The organism is Cryptosporangium minutisporangium, from assembly GCF_039536245.1.
Classification (GTDB): Bacteria; Actinomycetota; Actinomycetes; order Mycobacteriales; family Cryptosporangiaceae; genus Cryptosporangium; species Cryptosporangium minutisporangium.
The window spans coordinates 16,026-32,478 of the sequence record NZ_BAAAYN010000042.1; the positions used below are offsets into that span (position 1 = coordinate 16,026).

At 69.1% G+C, this 16,453-nt stretch carries 14 protein-coding genes and 1 pseudogene; 6 read left to right on the top strand and 9 right to left on the bottom strand.

Translation table 11 applies throughout. From position 1 onward, the window contains the following. Positions 1 to 411: 411 nt before the first annotated feature. The 3 genes and pseudogenes from ABEB28_RS29170 to ABEB28_RS29180 form a co-directional block, all read right to left on the bottom strand. Positions 412 to 555, bottom strand: a pseudogene (locus ABEB28_RS29170) (transposase); the annotation flags it as partial. 287 nt (positions 556 to 842) lie between these two features. Then, entirely contained in the window at positions 843 to 1,634 is a 792-nt protein-coding gene (locus tag ABEB28_RS29175) for an aminotransferase class IV family protein (RefSeq protein WP_345731451.1), read from the bottom strand. 217 nt (positions 1,635 to 1,851) lie between these two features. Beyond that, complete coding sequence (locus tag ABEB28_RS29180) at positions 1,852 to 2,874, bottom strand: GNAT family N-acetyltransferase (RefSeq protein ID WP_345731452.1); 1,023 nt, start codon at positions 2,872 to 2,874, stop codon at positions 1,852 to 1,854. A gap of 205 nt (positions 2,875 to 3,079) precedes the next feature. Between ABEB28_RS29180 and ABEB28_RS29185 the strand changes: the two genes are divergently transcribed. After that, complete coding sequence (locus ABEB28_RS29185) at positions 3,080 to 4,276, top strand: helix-turn-helix domain-containing protein (RefSeq protein ID WP_345731453.1); 1,197 nt, start codon at positions 3,080 to 3,082, stop codon at positions 4,274 to 4,276. Positions 4,277 to 4,291: 15 nt separating this feature from the next. Beyond that, complete coding sequence (locus ABEB28_RS29190) at positions 4,292 to 5,020, top strand: creatininase family protein (RefSeq protein ID WP_345731454.1); 729 nt, start codon at positions 4,292 to 4,294, stop codon at positions 5,018 to 5,020. 49 nt (positions 5,021 to 5,069) lie between these two features. Here the strand turns inward: ABEB28_RS29190 and fxlM are convergent, their stop codons facing one another. The 6 genes from fxlM to ABEB28_RS29220 form a co-directional block, all read right to left on the bottom strand. Beyond that, positions 5,070 to 6,353 (bottom strand): methyltransferase, FxLD system, encoded by a 1,284-nt coding sequence (fxlM, locus tag ABEB28_RS29195; protein ID WP_345731455.1) that lies wholly within the window; start codon positions 6,351 to 6,353, stop codon positions 5,070 to 5,072. After that, positions 6,350 to 7,516, bottom strand: coding sequence for a lanthionine synthetase C family protein (locus tag ABEB28_RS29200; protein WP_345731456.1), 1,167 nt, complete (start codon positions 7,514 to 7,516; stop codon positions 6,350 to 6,352). The genes fxlM and ABEB28_RS29200 overlap by 4 nt, the downstream gene beginning before the upstream one ends. Further along, positions 7,513 to 10,533, bottom strand: a complete 3,021-nt coding sequence (locus ABEB28_RS29205; protein WP_345731457.1) for a lantibiotic dehydratase — start codon at positions 10,531 to 10,533, stop codon at positions 7,513 to 7,515. The genes ABEB28_RS29200 and ABEB28_RS29205 overlap by 4 nt, the downstream gene beginning before the upstream one ends. A gap of 76 nt (positions 10,534 to 10,609) precedes the next feature. Further along, positions 10,610 to 10,753 (bottom strand): FxLD family lanthipeptide, encoded by a 144-nt coding sequence (fxlA, locus tag ABEB28_RS29210; RefSeq protein ID WP_345731458.1) that lies wholly within the window; start codon positions 10,751 to 10,753, stop codon positions 10,610 to 10,612. 64 nt (positions 10,754 to 10,817) lie between these two features. Then, positions 10,818 to 10,958 (bottom strand): hypothetical protein, encoded by a 141-nt coding sequence (locus tag ABEB28_RS29215; RefSeq protein ID WP_345731459.1) that lies wholly within the window; start codon positions 10,956 to 10,958, stop codon positions 10,818 to 10,820. Positions 10,959 to 10,990: 32 nt separating this feature from the next. Beyond that, positions 10,991 to 11,317 (bottom strand): hypothetical protein, encoded by a 327-nt coding sequence (locus tag ABEB28_RS29220; RefSeq protein ID WP_345731460.1) that lies wholly within the window; start codon positions 11,315 to 11,317, stop codon positions 10,991 to 10,993. Positions 11,318 to 11,501: 184 nt separating this feature from the next. Between ABEB28_RS29220 and ABEB28_RS43365 the strand changes: the two genes are divergently transcribed. From ABEB28_RS43365 to ABEB28_RS29245, 4 genes are all read left to right on the top strand, one after another. Further along, on the top strand, positions 11,502 to 13,043 hold the full coding sequence (locus ABEB28_RS43365) for an NsdA family TPR-like regulatory protein (protein ID WP_486323381.1): 1,542 nt from the start codon (positions 11,502 to 11,504) through the stop codon (positions 13,041 to 13,043). A gap of 242 nt (positions 13,044 to 13,285) precedes the next feature. Then, positions 13,286 to 14,104, top strand: a complete 819-nt coding sequence (locus tag ABEB28_RS29235; RefSeq protein WP_345731463.1) for a GOLPH3/VPS74 family protein — start codon at positions 13,286 to 13,288, stop codon at positions 14,102 to 14,104. A 97-nt stretch (positions 14,105 to 14,201) separates the two neighbouring features. Further along, positions 14,202 to 15,707, top strand: a complete 1,506-nt coding sequence (locus tag ABEB28_RS29240) for an APC family permease (RefSeq protein WP_345731464.1) — start codon at positions 14,202 to 14,204, stop codon at positions 15,705 to 15,707. Next, positions 15,704 to 16,393 carry a GNAT family N-acetyltransferase gene (locus ABEB28_RS29245; protein WP_345731465.1) on the top strand — a complete coding sequence of 230 codons (690 nt, stop codon included), beginning with the start codon at positions 15,704 to 15,706 and terminating at the stop codon, positions 16,391 to 16,393. Before ABEB28_RS29240 ends, ABEB28_RS29245 begins: the two co-directional genes overlap by 4 nt. Positions 16,394 to 16,453: the final 60 nt, after the last annotated feature.

The following is a 16,453-nucleotide window of genomic DNA, read 5'->3' on the forward strand; positions in this document are numbered from 1 at the left end:
GGACCCGCCAAGGCGGCCACCACATCGAGGGGACAACACTGGCGCCGTCGGACAGCAGCGTTGGAATCCCGGCCAACACTGGATCGTCTCCCACATGTTCGGTAGTCCCCGCCTGATCACCGAACGAGACCTCCTTGCCGCCCAGACGCCAACCCGGGCACACCGGTCCCGCCTCGCCGCTACCGCCCTGATCGGCCTCATCAGGTTCGGCGTTCTGCCGACGCCGCATGGACGCGCCCATCGGCCCGCACGGCCGGCCCGCCGACCGCGGCCGGCGCAGGCACACAAGCCCCAGGCCCCGCCCAACGCCTACTGCCGCCACCACCAGCACTCGACACTCCTGGCCGGACACCTCCTTACGAAGGGAGCCGGCTTCGCCGACGACGAGGCCGACGTACCGGCCAGGGCAACTTCGCGGCTAGCGATCTTGAGCCTGCGGTTCAGGCACGACTCGGAGATCCTGAAGCTGCGCGCGACTTCGGCGATCGAGCGGTCGCCCTGACGGGCGACGGCGATGACATCAGCCCGGAACTCCTTCGGGAACGGCTTGGGCATGACGTTGATCCTCCCAGCGAGGCCACGGCATCAGGCCTAGGAGTCAACCGAACCCTGGGCGGTCCCTCTGGGAGTGGTGCACGACCGAGACGACCCCGGGCCGCTTCGCGCTCCGCGGGAGCGCCTTCACCAGCTCGCTGGACATGGCGCGCACCTTCGCGGTCAACGACGCATCGGCCGGGATGTTCGATGAGGACACCGGCTTCCGCTGCGCCTGCGCCCCGGGCGCGACTTGGAGGCCGCGTTCGCGCGCGCAGAGGCCGCCAACGCGTTCGCGTCAGGATGAGTCAGATCGGCTCGCCCGGCACCGCGAAGTAGGACTTGCGCAGAGCGGTCAGTACGGGGTGGGCGTCGTCGAACCGATGATCGTCGATGCTGCTGATCGGCCGCACGCCCACCGAGACGTTGGCCGCGAACGCCCCCGTCATCTGCCCGAACAGGTCAGCTGTCAGCGGCGCGCTGCGGCTGGGCGTGCCGGCTTGCTGGAGAAGACCGTCGAGCAGACGCATCGTCACGCCGGGCAGGACCTCAGCATCGGGCCAAACCACGCGATCGTTCTGGTCGAGGAAGCCGATGTTCCACGTCGCCCCCTCGGTGACCCGACCATCCGGATCGAGGAACACCACGTCGTCCCATCCAGCCCGTTGGGCAGCCCGCCGCGCATGCATGGTCGCGAACAGCCCGACGTGTTTCACTTCCGGCAGGTCCCGGGTGTATCGGACGGTCTTCAGCCGCAGCGGAGGAGCAGCCGCCGCCGCAGGGCGGCTGGAGATCAAGATGTGCGGGTGGCTGTCCGCGCCGGGATGGGCCAAGTCCAGGTTGGGATCGTAGACCGTTACTCGGACGATCACTGGGCCTTGGGCCTCCGACGCGGCTTCCCGCAGCTGATTGCGGACGGCGTCCAGGTCAAGATCGGCGCCGAAGACCGCGGCGCAGTCCGCGCGGAGCCGCTCCAGGTGCAGCGACAGCCCGGGGACACGCGAGTTTTCGACCCGCATCGAGGTGAAGTGACCGTAGTTGTAGAGCGCCAGGCCGCTGATCTCCGCAGCGGTGACATCGCGGCCGTTGAGCTGCAGCATGGCGCCGACCCTAGTGGCTGCCCTCCCAGCGTGACTGTCACCTGACCGCACGTGACCGGAGCCGCCTGGTACCCGCTCGCAACTGCCGAGCGCCTCGTCGGCTCCCGCATCGCGCGAGCGGTCATCACGCGTGCTCGGCCTCAGGGTCAGGCACGTTAGCCACCAGCAGGACGGCTACGTTCCGGCGACGGCGACCGGCACTCGACTGGCCGCGTCGTCATCGACTGGGTATCGGTCGGTGATAGACGAGCATGTCGAAGTCGGCCACCCGCCAGTCTCGCTCGTAGGCGCGTCGGTAACCGCGGCGGTGGTAGAGGCGGTGCGCGGCGTGCATGTCGGTCTCGGTCGAGAGGACGACGCCCGTCAGGCCGGCCTCGCGGCTGCGGGCTTCGCAGACGGCGAGGAGCAGGGTCCCGACGCCGCGCCCTCGGACGTGCTCCGCGACGGCGAGCATGCGTACTTCGCTCTCGTGGTCCCGCGCGATCTCGGCGAGCCGGGTGCCCGGTAGGGCCAGCGTGACGGTTCCGACGACCTGCCGATCCAGGACAGCGACGTACAGCAGCGCCTGCCGCATCCGGGTGCGCGCGTCACGCAGCTCCCTGGCGTACGCCTCGCCCGCCCAGCCGCCCACTCGATACACCTGCTCGGTCAGCTCGCCGGCCGCATCCACGTCGGACGAGGTCGCCAACCGCACAGTCACTGGCGGATGCCCTGAGCGCCCAGCGTCTGCAGCGGACACATCGCCGCGGCGGAGCACATATCGACGCTGCGCCGCCCCGTACTCCTCGAACGTGCCATCCGGCACCGCACCGAGCCCCTCGAGCAACGCCCGCGAACGGTGGTTGCCATCCTGGGTGACCGCGATCAGGACGTCGTCGGGCTTCACCGCGTGGAATGCGACGACGACCGCGCGCACAGCGTCGCTCGCCAGGCCGCGCCCCCAAAACTGCGGGAGCAGTTGGTAGGAGAATTCCCATGGACCGCGCTTGCGACGCACGTCGCCGCTGCCGAGCACCGCACCGTCCATCGCGCTGACGATCACGAAGTCACCCGACGGCACGGCAGTCATCCGCTCAGCCCGCTTCCTCGCGACGCCGACCTCCAGCCCACCGCCTAGGTAACGCCTCACCTCCGGACTGATGAACAGCCGAACCAACGCGTCCTCGTCACCAACCGCCGGACGACGGACAACGACGCGGCCGGCGCCCAGCGGCAACACCAACGGCGATCCCTCGAGCATCCGGGGCTCCTCGCGATCGCGGTCAACGGCCCGTCCAGCTTCCGTCACGACGTCCGGCAACGAGCCTTATTCATGCAATGGTGGAAGCGGCTGCACAGCACCCGATCGCAGACGACGACGCGCCACCCGAGTTGGTCGTCAGCCCCCGTGCGGAACGGTCCAGAGTGAGATGCTCCGTGTCAAACCAGCCGACTGAGCATTGGAGGTGACGCTGGTGGTGAGCCGGCAGCGCGCCCAGTTCGGCGCGGACCTCGTGCGGATGCGAAAAGCCGCTGGTTTCCTCACCCAAGCCTCGTGGGCGAACGCTTTGAACCGGTATTCGGGCGCTCAGAGCCTCACGCGGAACGAAGTCTCCCGGTGGGAGCGTGGAATCCGCGTCCCGGACGGGTGGCTGTCTGCGATCGCTGCCACGCTCGACGTGTCCCTCGAAGACCTGGAACGCCGCGCCTCAGCGGCACGGAGCAGTCACCCGATCGCCGCGTCGCATTCAGCGCCGATCGAAGACGCTGATCCCAGACTGATTCAGCACTGGGACGCCCTGCTCCGGATGCTGTCCGACCACGAGAACCTCCTGGGCGCATCCGCGGTCTACGAGGTCGCCCAGGGCGAGTTCGGCCTCGTGCGCGAGCACCGCGGGCGCAGCTCAGGCACGGCCGTGACAGAGTTGTTGCGCGTCGAGGCCCGCTGGGCGGAGTTCTGCAGCTGGACCGCCGAGAACGCCGGAGCGCGGCCTGCCGCTGTGCAGTGGCTGGACCGGGCGTTGACTCTCGCCGAGCGAGCCGACGCACGGCCGACAGCCGCGTACGTACGAATGCGCCAAGCTCAGCACGCCGCCGACCACGGCGAAGCCGAACGAGCACTCGCCCTCGCCGAACGGGCGGCGGACGCCCCTGAACTGAGCAGACGCGACCGAGCCCTGTGCGCGATCCGGCAGGCGCAAGGCCACGCGCTGCGCCACGACCAGAAACGGTGCTCAGCTGCTTTCGCTCACGCGCACCGGCTCGTGGACCAGGCTGCCGAGGTCGACGTCGACGATCCGAACACCATCGGCGCGCACGCCAGCCGCCAGTACCTGGCCGCCTACGAGTCCTACTGCCTTCTGCTCCTCGGCGATCTCCAGCAAGCCATCCACGGCTTCGAGGCGGCGCTGGCGGACTGGCCGGCGAACTATCGGCAGGACGAAGCGTTGACCCGCGCGTGGCTGGGTCAGGCCTACCTAGCTGCTGGACGGTGCGACGAGGCCGCCGCCCAAGGAACGCGCGCGCTCACTCTCACCGGGTATGGCCCCTCCGCGCGCGCCACGCGCGCGATCCGGAAGCTGTACGCCCGTTTGGAGCCCTCAGACAGCTCGACAAGCATCGAGTTCCGCGCCGCATACGCACAAGCACCGTCAATGCCCTGACAGGACGCGTGATACATGGATCTTCTGACCACCGCGACGACCGCCGACGAGGAAGCCCGAGCCGCCGACGTCGCCGTACTGCCGGTGGGCAGCTTCGAGCAGCACGGGACCCACCTTCCACTGGCTACGGACACGATCATCGCCTGCGCAATCAGCCGGAGCATCGGCGACGCGTACCCCCTCCTGCTGCTGCCGCCCATCACGATCTCGTGTTCACACGAGCATGTTGGCTGGGCAGGAACGACATCCATCAGTGCCACCACGCTTGCGGCGATCATCTCCGACGTCGCGGCGTCCTTGGACGATGCAGGCATCAGCAAGCTGGTGCTCGTCAACGGGCACGGCGGCAACTACGTCCTGTCCAACGTCGTGCAGCAGGCGAATGTCCGGGAGCCGCGGATGGCGCTCTTCCCCGGTCGTCACCAATGGGAGCATGCCCGCCAGTTTGCGGGCTTGACGAGCTCCACCCACGACGACATGCATGCCGGCGAGATCGAGACGTCCCTGCTCCTTCACCTAGATCCGGACCTGGTCGGGCCGGACTATCGGTCAGCCGATCACACCACCGAACGACCGGACCTGCTCGTTCAGGGAGTCCGCGGTTACTCCGACAGCGGCGTCATCGGCCGACCCTCGCTGGCAACCAGCGAGAAAGGCGCGGCACTGCTCGACTCGCTGACGACGTCGTTCGCGGACACCCTCGCGGCACTCGGCGCCAAGGTCGGCGACGGCCGCTCCAGCTGACGCGGGATGAAGCAGCCGACGTCCCGAGCGGACGGCGCGGCTCAGCGTCTTACGGAGCGATGAGCACCAGCCGCGTATGCGGCTTGTCGACGACCATCCCGGCGGGTAGGTCGGTGTCAGGTGTGCTGGCGGGATAGATGACGAGGCCGGGCTGGGCATCGCGGTCGAGTCCCCAGGCGCGGATGGTGTCACAGAGCCGTTCGGCCATCGCCTGCCCGCTGGGGCCGTGACCGCGGGCCCCGAGCTCGTGCGAGCCGTTCGAGCGCTGAACGGCGAGGTAGGCGATCGAGTCGCCTTCGGCAAGGGCAGCGGTCAGTGATGGAACGGCCGGAGCGCACAGGCCACGGTCGACGGCGGCCCGGTCGGCGGAGATGCGGCAGGTCCCGGCTTCGGTGGCGGTCAGCCGAAGCCAGATTCCGTCGAAGCTCTCGTCGCCGCGGACGGTCACTCCGCACCAGACATCGATTCGGTCACCGGCCAGGGCGCCCGCCAGGTGCTCGGGGTCGATGGGCTGGTCGGTGTCCCAGCGCAACTCGACCTGCCGGTCGTCGTCGAGGAACACTGCGTGTTCGCCTCCCTGGCCAACGAGCGGCACGAAACCGCACAGCTTGAGCGAGTCGGCACGCAGCTGGTCGCCCTGGTGGGTGAGAGCGACGCTGCGGGTCTGACCGCGCCAGCGCAGCGGCACGACCAGTCGACCGCCGAGGTGGAGCTGTTCCCGCCACGCTGCGGCGACGTCCCAAGCGCCGACGGTGAGAATGATCCGGTCGTAGGGGGCGCGGCCGGGATCGCCGAGGACACCGTCGGCGGTGACGACCTTGACGTGCTGATAGCCGTTGGCGTCGAGGTTGCGGCGGGCCCCGGCGGTGACGTCAGGATCAACGTCGATGGTCGTCACCTGACCACCAGGACCCACGAGGTCGGCGAGCAGCGCGGCGTTGTAGCCGGTTCCCGCGCCGATCTCCAAAACACGCTGACCGGGGCGCAGCCGGAGCTGTTCGAGCATCATGCCGACAACGCCGGGTTCAGAGGCGCAGCTGGTCGCCTTGCCGTCAGCTCCCCGTTTAGTGATGACCGCACCTTCACCGTAGGCGTCTTCTAGAGACGCCTCGGGCACGAACTGGTGGCGTGGGACGGCACGCATCACCTGGGCGACGCGCCCGGCGCCGGGCACTCCCGCGTGGGCATTGGCGACGACACGGTCGACCATACGGTCGCGGAGAACCTCGGGCGTGGGGCTGGCGGTGGCGGAGTTCATCGGTTCCTTCCGGCAGCGCCCGTCTCCTCGGCGGAGCGGGCGGAATCTTAACGGGCAGGGCGGGGCGCTGGTCACCCGTCGAGGAGCAGGCAGGCGTCCCAGCAGGTCTCCGGCGGCACGGTCGCCGCAGTAGTGAGTACGGCGAGCTCGACCCCGGTGGCTCCTTCGAGCAGGGCAGCACCCTCGGGGCAGCCGTGGGCGGCTAAATGACCGTCAAGGCGGTTCTGCAGAGCGGCGACGTGCTCGTGGAGCGGGCTGCCACCGGCGTCGAGGGCTGCGCGCCAGGTGGTCTGCAGTAGCCCGGCCCAGCCGTGGCAGAGCGTCGCGTCGCTGATTCGGGCGAGTTGCGCGGGGTCGGTGACGCAGCCTTCGAGCGCTGTCTCGGCGGACCGGGTGCGTGAGTGATCGTCGAGGGCGAGGCCGGCCAGCTGTTGCGCGCGGGCGATACCGGGCGTGCCGTAGCACCACGAGGGACGCGCCGCCTCGTGGTGCCGCAAACGTCCGGTGGTGAGGTCGGCGCGGGCCAGCAGGCCTGGCCACCAGGCATGCGAGCCGTTGTCCTGCTGCCACTGATCCAGGAACGCGAGGATGCGGACGATCGCGGCCTCGTGGTCAGTGACGACGACACTGCGGCGGGCGGCGAGCGCCAGCAGCGCGAGCGGCCCGGTGATGCCGTGTGCGATTCCGAGGTTGCCGTGCCCACCCGGCGGGGCCGGTTGGCCGTGGTTAGGGCTGTCGGTGGCCCACCAGCCGGGCAGGAGGTCGCCATCCACGCTAACCGGCTCAGTCAGACGCACGAGGTAGGTGAGGACGTCTCGGAGCTCGGCACCGCCGCCGTAGCGACGCAGCAGGTAGACACCGATTCCGGTCAGCCCGCGGATCAGATCGAACTCGGCGCGTTCGGGCAAGGCCCCTCGGTCGATGCGGTCGTGCGCGACGTCCAGACGCTGCCGGGTGACCTCGGTGATGTGTCGGTCCAGCAGCGTGAGGGCGCTGGCGTAGGCGGGGTTTCCGGCTGCCTGCAGCACGAAGGCGACCGCCGGGGCGCCGAACTCCAGGCTGGCACTCAGATCGCCTACGACCTGGTCGGCGGTGAGGGCGCGCGTCCACGAATGCGCGATCGACCAAGCGGCGCGACCAGTCCTTGCTTGCTCCAGGCGCAGTAGAGCCGCGCCGGGCGCACCGGTGTACAGCGACTGGCTCCATCCCGCCGGCGGTTCGAACACGGGGGCGTTCACGCCGCGTTCCGAGCGAGCCAGGACACGGCGATCTGTCGGGCTAGGCGGCGGCAGGCGTCTTCGTGGTCGCGGTCGATGCCGACGACGCGGTTGTGGTGCATGTGCAGAAGCGACTCGATGACGCCCTCGGCCGAAAGCGGGCAGACGCGGCCGTAGGCAGCGGCTGCTGCTGCACGGTCGTGCCAGGCGGTAATCAGCGTCGCGGGCCACGTGGCCGGTGGTCCGTCATGGACGAACGCAATTGCCTGCCGGCTGCTATTCCGGTCGGTGGAGGTGTCGGGGGTGCTCCGGTCGGTTAGCCACCGCATCGCCTCAGCGTGGTCGCCTCCCAGGAATCCGCGGACGAGCTCGACCATTCCGACCGCTACGAGCGCTGTGGTGTTGATCAGGCCAGATGGCACTAGCCGAAGCTGTTCAATGGCCACCGCGGAGTCTGCGGCGAACACCGCAGTCGCCGCATCGAGAGCGTCGCCCTCGCCATAGCGACCGACCTCGGGGTAGTAGGTGTCGAAGGCGAGTCGACCGCACAAGCCGTCGCCGCGCAGCTGCGCGGCCCAGGTGGTCACGGTAGGGATCGCAGCAGCCGCGCCGATATCGGGGGTGGCGATGCGCAGCCGCAGATGGTCGCTCTCGAGCGGACTGCGATAGCGCAGGAACCAGAACGGAGTGCCCTCGGGAAGGACGTCGAGCAGCGCAGGCAGGTGAAGTGCAAGCAATTCGTCGATGCGCGCGGGATGGGTGAACAGCTTGGCGTGCAGCCAGTCGGCGTCGAGGTCGGCGGGCAGCTGCCCGTGGCTTCGGTTGCGGATCAGTGGCGCGGACGCAAGCGCGGGCGAAGGTGCCGGGGGCCGGTCGCTCATGAGAGGTACCGCGATTACATGGGTGTGGCCGCCGATCCACCCAAGGTCCGCAGCGGTGCTCAGCGTTTCGAGGAGCACCGCCTCTTCCCGGCGCTGGACGTGATCGACGAGCAGCGCGACGTGCGCGGGCACGGTGAGGTCCAGCCGCAGAGTGTTGCTGCCGTCCTTGAGGTCGACGACGTGTGGGCACGACCAGCGGCTACGCCACCGGTCGAGCGCGGCCTGCTGCTCGGGACGGCTGCCAGCGAGCAACTCGTCCGCAGTCAGACGCCATCGGGCTGGAGAGAGGATGGCCTTGCGATAGCGGACGCGGGGCAGGAACGGCAGTCCGGAGGCGGCCTCGCCCCAGTCGAACTCGTGCCATCGGACGCGGCCCGCGCGCGGGATCGCAGTGAGGAACCGCACGAGAGGGGGAGCCTGCTTGGACAGGTCGAGGCCGTTGATGACCTGCGGCTCGACGACTTGCCGCCGAGCGAGGCTGACCAGATACAGCCGCCCGCCGACCGCGGTGACCGCAAGATCGTCGACGTGGAGCCGCTCGTCGCCATCGCGGCGATGCTCACCGACGGGCAGCACATGTGGCAGGTAGAGCGGGGTACGGCCGACGTTCTCCGCGTGCGGAAACAGCGGTATGAACGACACCTGCGCCTGCAGCGCCCCGGCCGTGCCCGGCGGCAGACCCCCGTACAGCTCGGGCAGGCCGGTGCCTTCGGCGACGAACGTAAATCGGCCGGTGAGGGTGCCGGCGGCGCGGGCAGGCGAGACGACCAGCAAGTAGTCGCCTCGGTCGATCGCGGCCGTATCCGGGGCTAGCAGCGTGACGCCGACCTCGACGTGCGGCGGCGCCGTGCCTCCATCGGGCGTCAGGCCGTCGGAGAGCGCGTCGATACGCTCGTCGGTGACGACGAGTTCGTTGTGGCCGTCGGCGAGAGTCTCCCAGGCCAATCCCAGCAACCGCTGATCGCGGGCCGGGGTAGCGACCACCGGATCGCCTTGGACGCTGCCGGGCATCCCGGCTGGACAACCGAGGCCCGCATCGGGATGGAGGACGTCGCGGACGGGCACTACCGTGCCGGTGCCATACCGCTCGGCGAACGCCACGTAGTAGTCGCGCCAGGCAGGTTCACCAGTCGGCTGGTTGGTGAGGCGAAGCAGCGCCCCTGCGGCGGACGCGGCCTCCTCGGCAACCGATGCGGGCAGGCTCACCTCAGCGTCGAGAGCGAGGTGCACCGCCAGCGGCGTTCGCCCCCGTCCGCTGAGCTCCCACATCCGGTTCGCGGCTGCGGTGCGGACCGCCGCGGGATCGGCTGGGTGGGCATTGTGTGCGGCCAGGATGCCGTGGACGGCGCGCAGCGCCGCGAGCTGCTCGGCAGACTCGGGCAGCGTCGCCGCGACCACCCGGTCGATTTCGGCGAGCACGTGGCCGAGTGGGTCGATGACGGTCGCCGGTGCACGGAGGCTGGTGATCAGGAACCGCTCGGCGACCAGCGCAGTGAGCATCGTCCGGGCGTTGGCCTCACAGCCGGGATGCTCGGCGGTCAGCTTGTCCACCAAATCAGCGAATCGGACGGGGGTCGCAGCGGCGTGCCACACCGTCCGCACCGCTGCGGTGTACCGCACGGTGACCCGGTCGGTGCCGCGCGGCACCTCGACACGCCCACCGCGTCGCGTCGCGAGATCAGTGAAGACCACGTCGAGCGCCTCGAGAAGGGCGGGAACGGCCTCCAAGCCGGTGAGTACTGCGTCCAACCACAACGTGTCGACGCTGGCATTCGGCCGATGCGCGCTGCCCCAACTGACTGCGGCCGGGGCGCCCATCCTCACGGGTGCAACCCCGGCGAATAGACCGAACGGCGTAGGGCGGCCGATCGAGCGCAGCAGGTAACGCAGAACCGTGATCGTCAGCCGGTACAGCTGCCGGGCCGAAAGCGTGGGGTCGATGACCGCCGTGTCGACACGGGCGGCGAGGTCGGCGCTGGCGACGGTGACGGCCTCGGAGAATCCTGGGCGGGACCAAATCTGGTAGAGCCAATCCCGCGCGGCGTCGGGGTCGTCGAAGTCGGGCCAGGTGCCTGGAGTGTCGGTCAGGGGCGTCACGGCGGCACGCAGCAGGGCAGTGCCACGGTGCCGGTATAGCAACGGCTCGATCTGGCGCATCGGCTTCTCCCGTCCACGGCGGCCGGCGCCTCCCGGGCACAGCCGGGTCGTGCCCGGGAGGCGGTACAAGGACGGGTCAGACGGCGGACGCGCACGACGATGCGCACGTCGGCGCGCAGCCGTCGTTGGTCGTGCACGGCGCCGCCGCGCCCTGCGCCACCGCCGTGTCCGTGGTGACCTGGACGTCGAGGACGAAGTCATCGTGCGTTTCGGTGAGCATGTCGACGGCTCCCTTAGAGATCGATGACCGTTCGAACGGTCAGGAGAGGATGAAACGAGGGCTGTCAGCCCATGATGTTGCTGGCGCAGTTGCCGCCCGCGCAGGTCGCGCCGCAGCCGTTGTCGCTCGCTCCGACCGCCTCGGCACGCGGATCGGTCACGACCTGCACTTCGAGGTTGAAGTCGTCCGCACTAGATCCAGTCACGAGGTTCTCCCTGTCTTGAGGACTTCCGTTGTTCAGGTGTGGCGCGCCAACTGCGCGATGTAGAGGTGTCCTCCGACGTCTCGCAGGTGATGGCAGAGGGCGCGGGCCAACAGATTGTTCGGGGCGAGTTGCTCCCAGGACGCGACGAGAACACCGTCGGCATCGCCGCCTTCCACCACCGCCAGGCAGGCACCAAAAGCCGCCGGAGGCGCGCCGCCACACCCGACGGAGTTGCGGTAGCAGGTCACTAGGTTCACCCCTTCGACCTCGGCCGCGGTGCGCAGCTTCGCGAGCAGAGGCGCCGCATCTGCGGGCGACGAGGCGCTCAGATATCCCACGACGCGACGCGGCGACCTCATGGTGACCTCCTTTAGGTCAGGCGGTGCGCCAGGTAGTCCACCGTCCAGCAGAGTTGACTCCTGGTGCTTGCGTCGTCACGATCGTCGCCACTCCGCCCGCTCTCGGGAGGAGCCAGAAGGAGGCCAGTTCGGGGGCCAGCAGCGGCACCTCGTGGGGGCCTGCGGCGATGAAGAGGAGCCGAAGATGGGATCGGTGACCGAGGCGCGCGCACGGTTCGGCTCCTCGCTCGCGGCAGCACGCTTCAACGCGGGCTACCTAACCCAGCAAGCGTGGGCCGACGCTCTCAACGAACTGGCGTCAGCACCGACGCTCACTCGCGCTGAGGTCGGCAGATGGGAGCGCGGAGTGCGGGTGCCCCATGCGTGGCTCCCATTGATCGCTCACAGTCTCGGACTACCGCTCCTAGACCTCGCGCGGGCTGCCGCGGTTGCCCGCCGCGCTGACGGCTCAACGGGTGCTACTCCGTCGGCGTCATCAGCGGCCGAGTCGGTCTCGCATTGTCCTGCCGACCAGCCCGACCCTGATCGGAGTTCACTGCAAACTTTTGCCGTCCCGGCCGACGACGGCCTGGACGTAGCCTGGAACGGAACTGGTTTCCTGCAACTGCTGGAGGGCTGGTCGTACCCGATGCTCAACCGGCGCAGCTTCCTGACGATCGCGGGCGTCGCGCTGACCCAGCCGGCGTGGAGCGCCGTGGACCAACCAGCCCCATCCCTCGCGGCGGCTCAGGGTGATGAGATGCGCGTGAGCGACCCTTTGCTGAGTCTGATCGAAGACGTCGTAGCCCACGCCCAGCGCCTCGACGACCACGCCGGCGGAGGAGCCGCCGACTTCGTTGAGGCTCAGTTCGGGCAGGTCGCGCAGCTCTTGCGCCGCGCCAGTTACGACGCCGCGTCCGGACGCAGGCTGGCAGCTTCTGCCGCACAGCTGGCACAGACCGCCGGATTCATGGCCTACGACGCCGGGCACGATGGGGCAGCCCAACGCTGGTACCTCACGGGGCTGCGCGCCGCGCACGCCGCGGCGGACCCCGGCTTGTCCGCAAGCATCCTCGGTCTGATGAGCAACCAGGCCATCACCCTTGGGGCACTCGCCGACGCGACCCAGTTGGGGTCCGCCGCATCCGAAGCCGCCGCCAAGTCGCCCCCCGTAGTCCAAGCGCTCTTGGCGGCTCGGGTGAGCCTCGCGCACGCTGCGAGCGGTGACCTCACCGCTCATCGGTATGCATGCGACCGGATGCGAGGGGCGCTCAAGAGCGCTGAAGTCGGCGGAGAACCTGTACCGCGGTGGGCCACCTATGTGACACCGACCGAGTTGGACGCGATCGCCGGGCGGGGCATGGTGATGCTCGCAGGCCATGTGCCGGGTAGCCGAGCGAAACATCTGCTGATCGAGGCCGAGCAGCTGTTGGTAGGCCGTGCGCGAACCGGTGCGGGTGAGGTCCCGCAGCGCTCGGCATTGCGGCACGGCGCGTGGTTGGCGCTGGCCCACGTGCGAACCGGTGAGTTGGACAGTGCAGTGGCCGCTGGACGGCAATGTCTTCCGCGGCTCCGCACAGTTGCATCGGTGCGGAGCGTTCGTCTCCTCGGTCGGCTCCGCCGCGAGCTGGCACCTCACGCACGTCGGTCCATCGAGGTGAGTGAGCTGCTCCGCGAACTCTCCGGCTACCTCGATAGCCCGACGCAGCAAGACCCCGGTGACGACGGAGTGCCGGTTCGCGTCTGAATCAGTGCTGCGCCGCAGCTCAAAGCCGAGCTGGCGGCCCACTCCACTAGCCAAGCTGCGCTGCCTACACGCTGCGGCCAGCACGTGCTGGCCCTCAACTGGCCCCTTACCTGGCTCCTCCGCCGTCGCGGGATCACCACCAGCATCGTGGCACGAGCCGACCGCGCGTCCAGCTCCGTTGCCCAGCGGTATCGGAGCTGCGTCGCGACCCGGCACCCAGGGTGGACCGAAGGGAAGGCACGGTGAAATCGGCTGAGATCAGGTGGCGTGATGCTGTCGCCCCTCATCCCATCAACGGTGTCGGTCGACCGGTTCGCTGGCCGACAGACCCCGAGCCCGGTGCCGGTGCGCGGATTGGCCGGCCGTCGGTGATGGGTCAACCAAGCACGGATTTGGTGGTGGAGAGGACGGTGGCAGCAGCGGGGACGTACCTGGCCGATGACTTCTGGTTGCTCGCGCACGACCGGCCGGACGGATCGTCGTGGTTGTCCTCGCGCACGCTGAACTCTGGACTCGCAGGCGCGTTGCTGGCCGAGTTGGTGCTGGCAGGGCTTCTGGACGTCCAAGCCGGCCGATTGAAGCTGGTCAGTGAGGAAGCGCCGCCGGATTCGTTGATGCACGAGGTGCTGGCCGATCTGCGGGCGAATCCGGCAGAGCGTGATGTACGGACGTGGCTGGACTATCTGGCGGAACAGGAGTCGGGGGATGCTTCGCTGCGCGTGGCTGAGCGTCTGATCCGCGCCGGCATCGTCGAACGACGCGAACGCCGAAGCCTGCTGCGCAGGGCGGTCCGGTACGCCCCGCTGGACGCCCGAACGGGCTGGCCGGCTGTCCGGCTGCAAAGCCAGGCCCACCGCAACGCGGTTGCGCCGGTCCGGGATCTGATGCTGGTGGGTCTGGTCGGCGCCACCGAGTTGACCCGACGAGTGTTCGCCGAACATGTCTCCCACCCGGACACCTATGTCTGGTGGTGCGTCGACCGGCAACTGCCTGGACCGCTGCACCTCCTGGTGCACGAGGTCAGTGCCGCGGTGGGCAGGGCGGCCGCGACACCGCTGTGACCCACTCCCGCTGCCCTTCGACTGGAGCCGCGAACACCGGGCCATCGTCCTTGCCCTTCGTATCCGTTGTCTGTCCATATAGGACTGGAGTGACACTGTGGCAACAGCAACACCCGACCGGCCGAGCCTGGTCGCTGCGTCGTTGGCCCGCAGCCGATTAGGCACCTCGCAAGTAGCGTCGTTCGCGCTCTCGGCGGTGGCGCCGCTGACCGTGTCAGCCGGCGTGGTGCCGATCGCGTTCGCGGTCACAGGGCTGACCGGCCTTCCAATCGTGTTCCCCGCCGTGGCCTCGATCCTGGCCCTATTCGCCGTGGGTTACATCGCGATGGTGCGGCTGGTTCCCAACGCCGGGGCGTTCTACGCGCTGATAACCCACGGTTTGGGGCGACAGGTCGGGGTCGCCGCCGCGTTCATGGCGTGGGCGGGTTATAGCTGCTTCGCGCTGGCTCTACTCGGATCGTTCGGGGCGGGCGCGGACGGTCTGGCCCGCGACTGGGCGGGGTTTTCGGCCCCGTGGTGGATGTGGGCGCTGGGCGCGTGGGCGCTCGCCGGCATCCTGGGCCTGATCCGCATCAAAAGCGTCAGCACGGTCCTCGGAGTCCTGCTGCTCGGCGAGCTGCTGGTTGCCCTCATGTACGCGGCGGTGTTCCTGCTGCACCCGGCGGGCGGCAGCATCCCGACGCAGACCCTGTCGCCAACCAACCTGATCGCCCCGGGCATGGGCGCGGCAATCGCGCTGGCGGTCCTATCCTTCGTCGGTTTCGAGGGCCCGGCGGCGTACTCGGAGAACACCCGCAATCAGGGAACAGTGGGACGCGCTATCTACACGTCCCTTGCCGCAGCCGCCGGTGTCTATTTCCTCTTCGCGTTCGCCCTCATCGTCACCGTCGGGCAGGACCAGATAGTGGCGGTCAGCGCTGAGGGCGGTGCAAATACCGTGTTCGACCTCGCTGCGGTCCACCTCCCCGCCCCTCTGGTCGACCTCGGGTGGTTGTTCTTCACCACCAGCATGTTCGCCGCGCTAGTGGCCTTCCGGTCGATCTGCGACCGCTACCAGTTCAGCCTCGGCCGCGAAGGCGTCTTGCCCCCCGCGTTCGCGCGGACGAGCACCCGCACCGGTGCGCCCATCACCGCGTCCCTGCTCATGAGCACTCTCAGCGCCGCCGTCATCGCCGTCTTCGCCCTCACCGGCCTCGACCCTCTGCTCCAACTTTTCTACTACGGTGCCGGGCTCGGCGGCTTCATCATCCTCGCGCTCCTGGTCCTGACCTCGATCGGCATCGTCCGCTACTTCTCCCGAATCCCGGCCGAGGCCGCCCAGGTCACCCGCTGGCAGGGGCAAACCGCTCCGATCCTGGCTACCGGAGCGCTGCTGACCATGCTCGTCCTGGTCCTCGCCAACTTCGACGTCCTGCTCGGGGTCTCCCCACACTCGCCTCTGCGCTGGGCACTTCCAGCCACCGTCCTCCTACCCGCAGCGGGCGGCCTCGTCTGGGCTCGAATCTTGCGAGCCAGGCAGCCCGAGACGTATCAGGCCATCGGTCTGGGTCCCAATGCGATCGGCCGCCGCAGCACCACCCAAGCCGTGACGGAGACCGCATGAACGCGCCCCGTACCCACACGATCTATCGTGCGGGCCCCGACCACTACGGCGACCTCGGCGCTTTCGGCGCGCTGATCGGCAGCGCCTTCGCCAGCCTGTCCGCCGTCCGCTGGCTGGTGCCTGGCAACCCGACCGTCCACGGCGACCTGACCGGCCCGGGCAATCCGGCCAGCAGGGCGGTCGTGTTCGCCCGGTGGGCCGAGTTGCAGACCGCCGACGCCCTGAGCCGCGGCCACGTCGACGTTATCGACGTCGACCACGTCCCGGTCGCCATCGCGGTCTGGTTCACCAATCCGCACGCCAAACCCGCACCGGACTACGACCAACAACTCCATCGCGCAGTCGGACGCAGCCACATCGACCGGTTCCGCAGCCTCGAGGCCACGATGGGCGCCGCGCACCCGAGCGGCGACCACCACCACTTGCTCCTACTGGCCGTCCGGCCCGACCAGCAGAATCAGGGCCACGGATCAGCGCTGCTCACCCACCATCACCAAACGCTAGACCGGGTCGGCGTCCCGGCCTACCTGGAAGCCGCCAGCCCGGAGAGTTCCCGCCTCTACCTGCGACATGGCTACACCCATCTCGGCGGACCGCTGACCCTGCCCGGCAACCACGCCCCAGATCTGTGGCCCATGTGGCGGGATCCACAACGCGCCGAGACGCACCAACAGCCCCGTCTGTAAAGAGGATCCACTGCCCGGCCCTGTTAACCGGCTCCGCTCGACGGCACACCCCACCGCCGA

Excerpts from the sequence above, each read along its gene's own strand:
- ABEB28_RS29175 (WP_345731451.1), bottom strand. The coding sequence starts at position 1,634 with ATGCTGCAGCTCAACGGCCGCGATGTCACCGCTGCGGAGATCAGCGGC.
- ABEB28_RS29180 (WP_345731452.1), bottom strand. The coding sequence starts at position 2,874 with ATGCTCGAGGGATCGCCGTTGGTGTTGCCGCTGGGCGCCGGCCGCGTC.
- ABEB28_RS29190 (WP_345731454.1), top strand. The coding sequence starts at position 4,292 with ATGGATCTTCTGACCACCGCGACGACCGCCGACGAGGAAGCCCGAGCC.
- ABEB28_RS29205 (WP_345731457.1), bottom strand. The coding sequence starts at position 10,533 with ATGCGCCAGATCGAGCCGTTGCTATACCGGCACCGTGGCACTGCCCTG.
- fxlA (WP_345731458.1), bottom strand. The coding sequence starts at position 10,753 with ATGCTCACCGAAACGCACGATGACTTCGTCCTCGACGTCCAGGTCACC.
- ABEB28_RS29220 (WP_345731460.1), bottom strand. The coding sequence starts at position 11,317 with ATGAGGTCGCCGCGTCGCGTCGTGGGATATCTGAGCGCCTCGTCGCCC.
- ABEB28_RS43365 (WP_486323381.1), top strand. The coding sequence starts at position 11,502 with ATGGGATCGGTGACCGAGGCGCGCGCACGGTTCGGCTCCTCGCTCGCG.
- ABEB28_RS29245 (WP_345731465.1), top strand. The coding sequence starts at position 15,704 with ATGAACGCGCCCCGTACCCACACGATCTATCGTGCGGGCCCCGACCAC.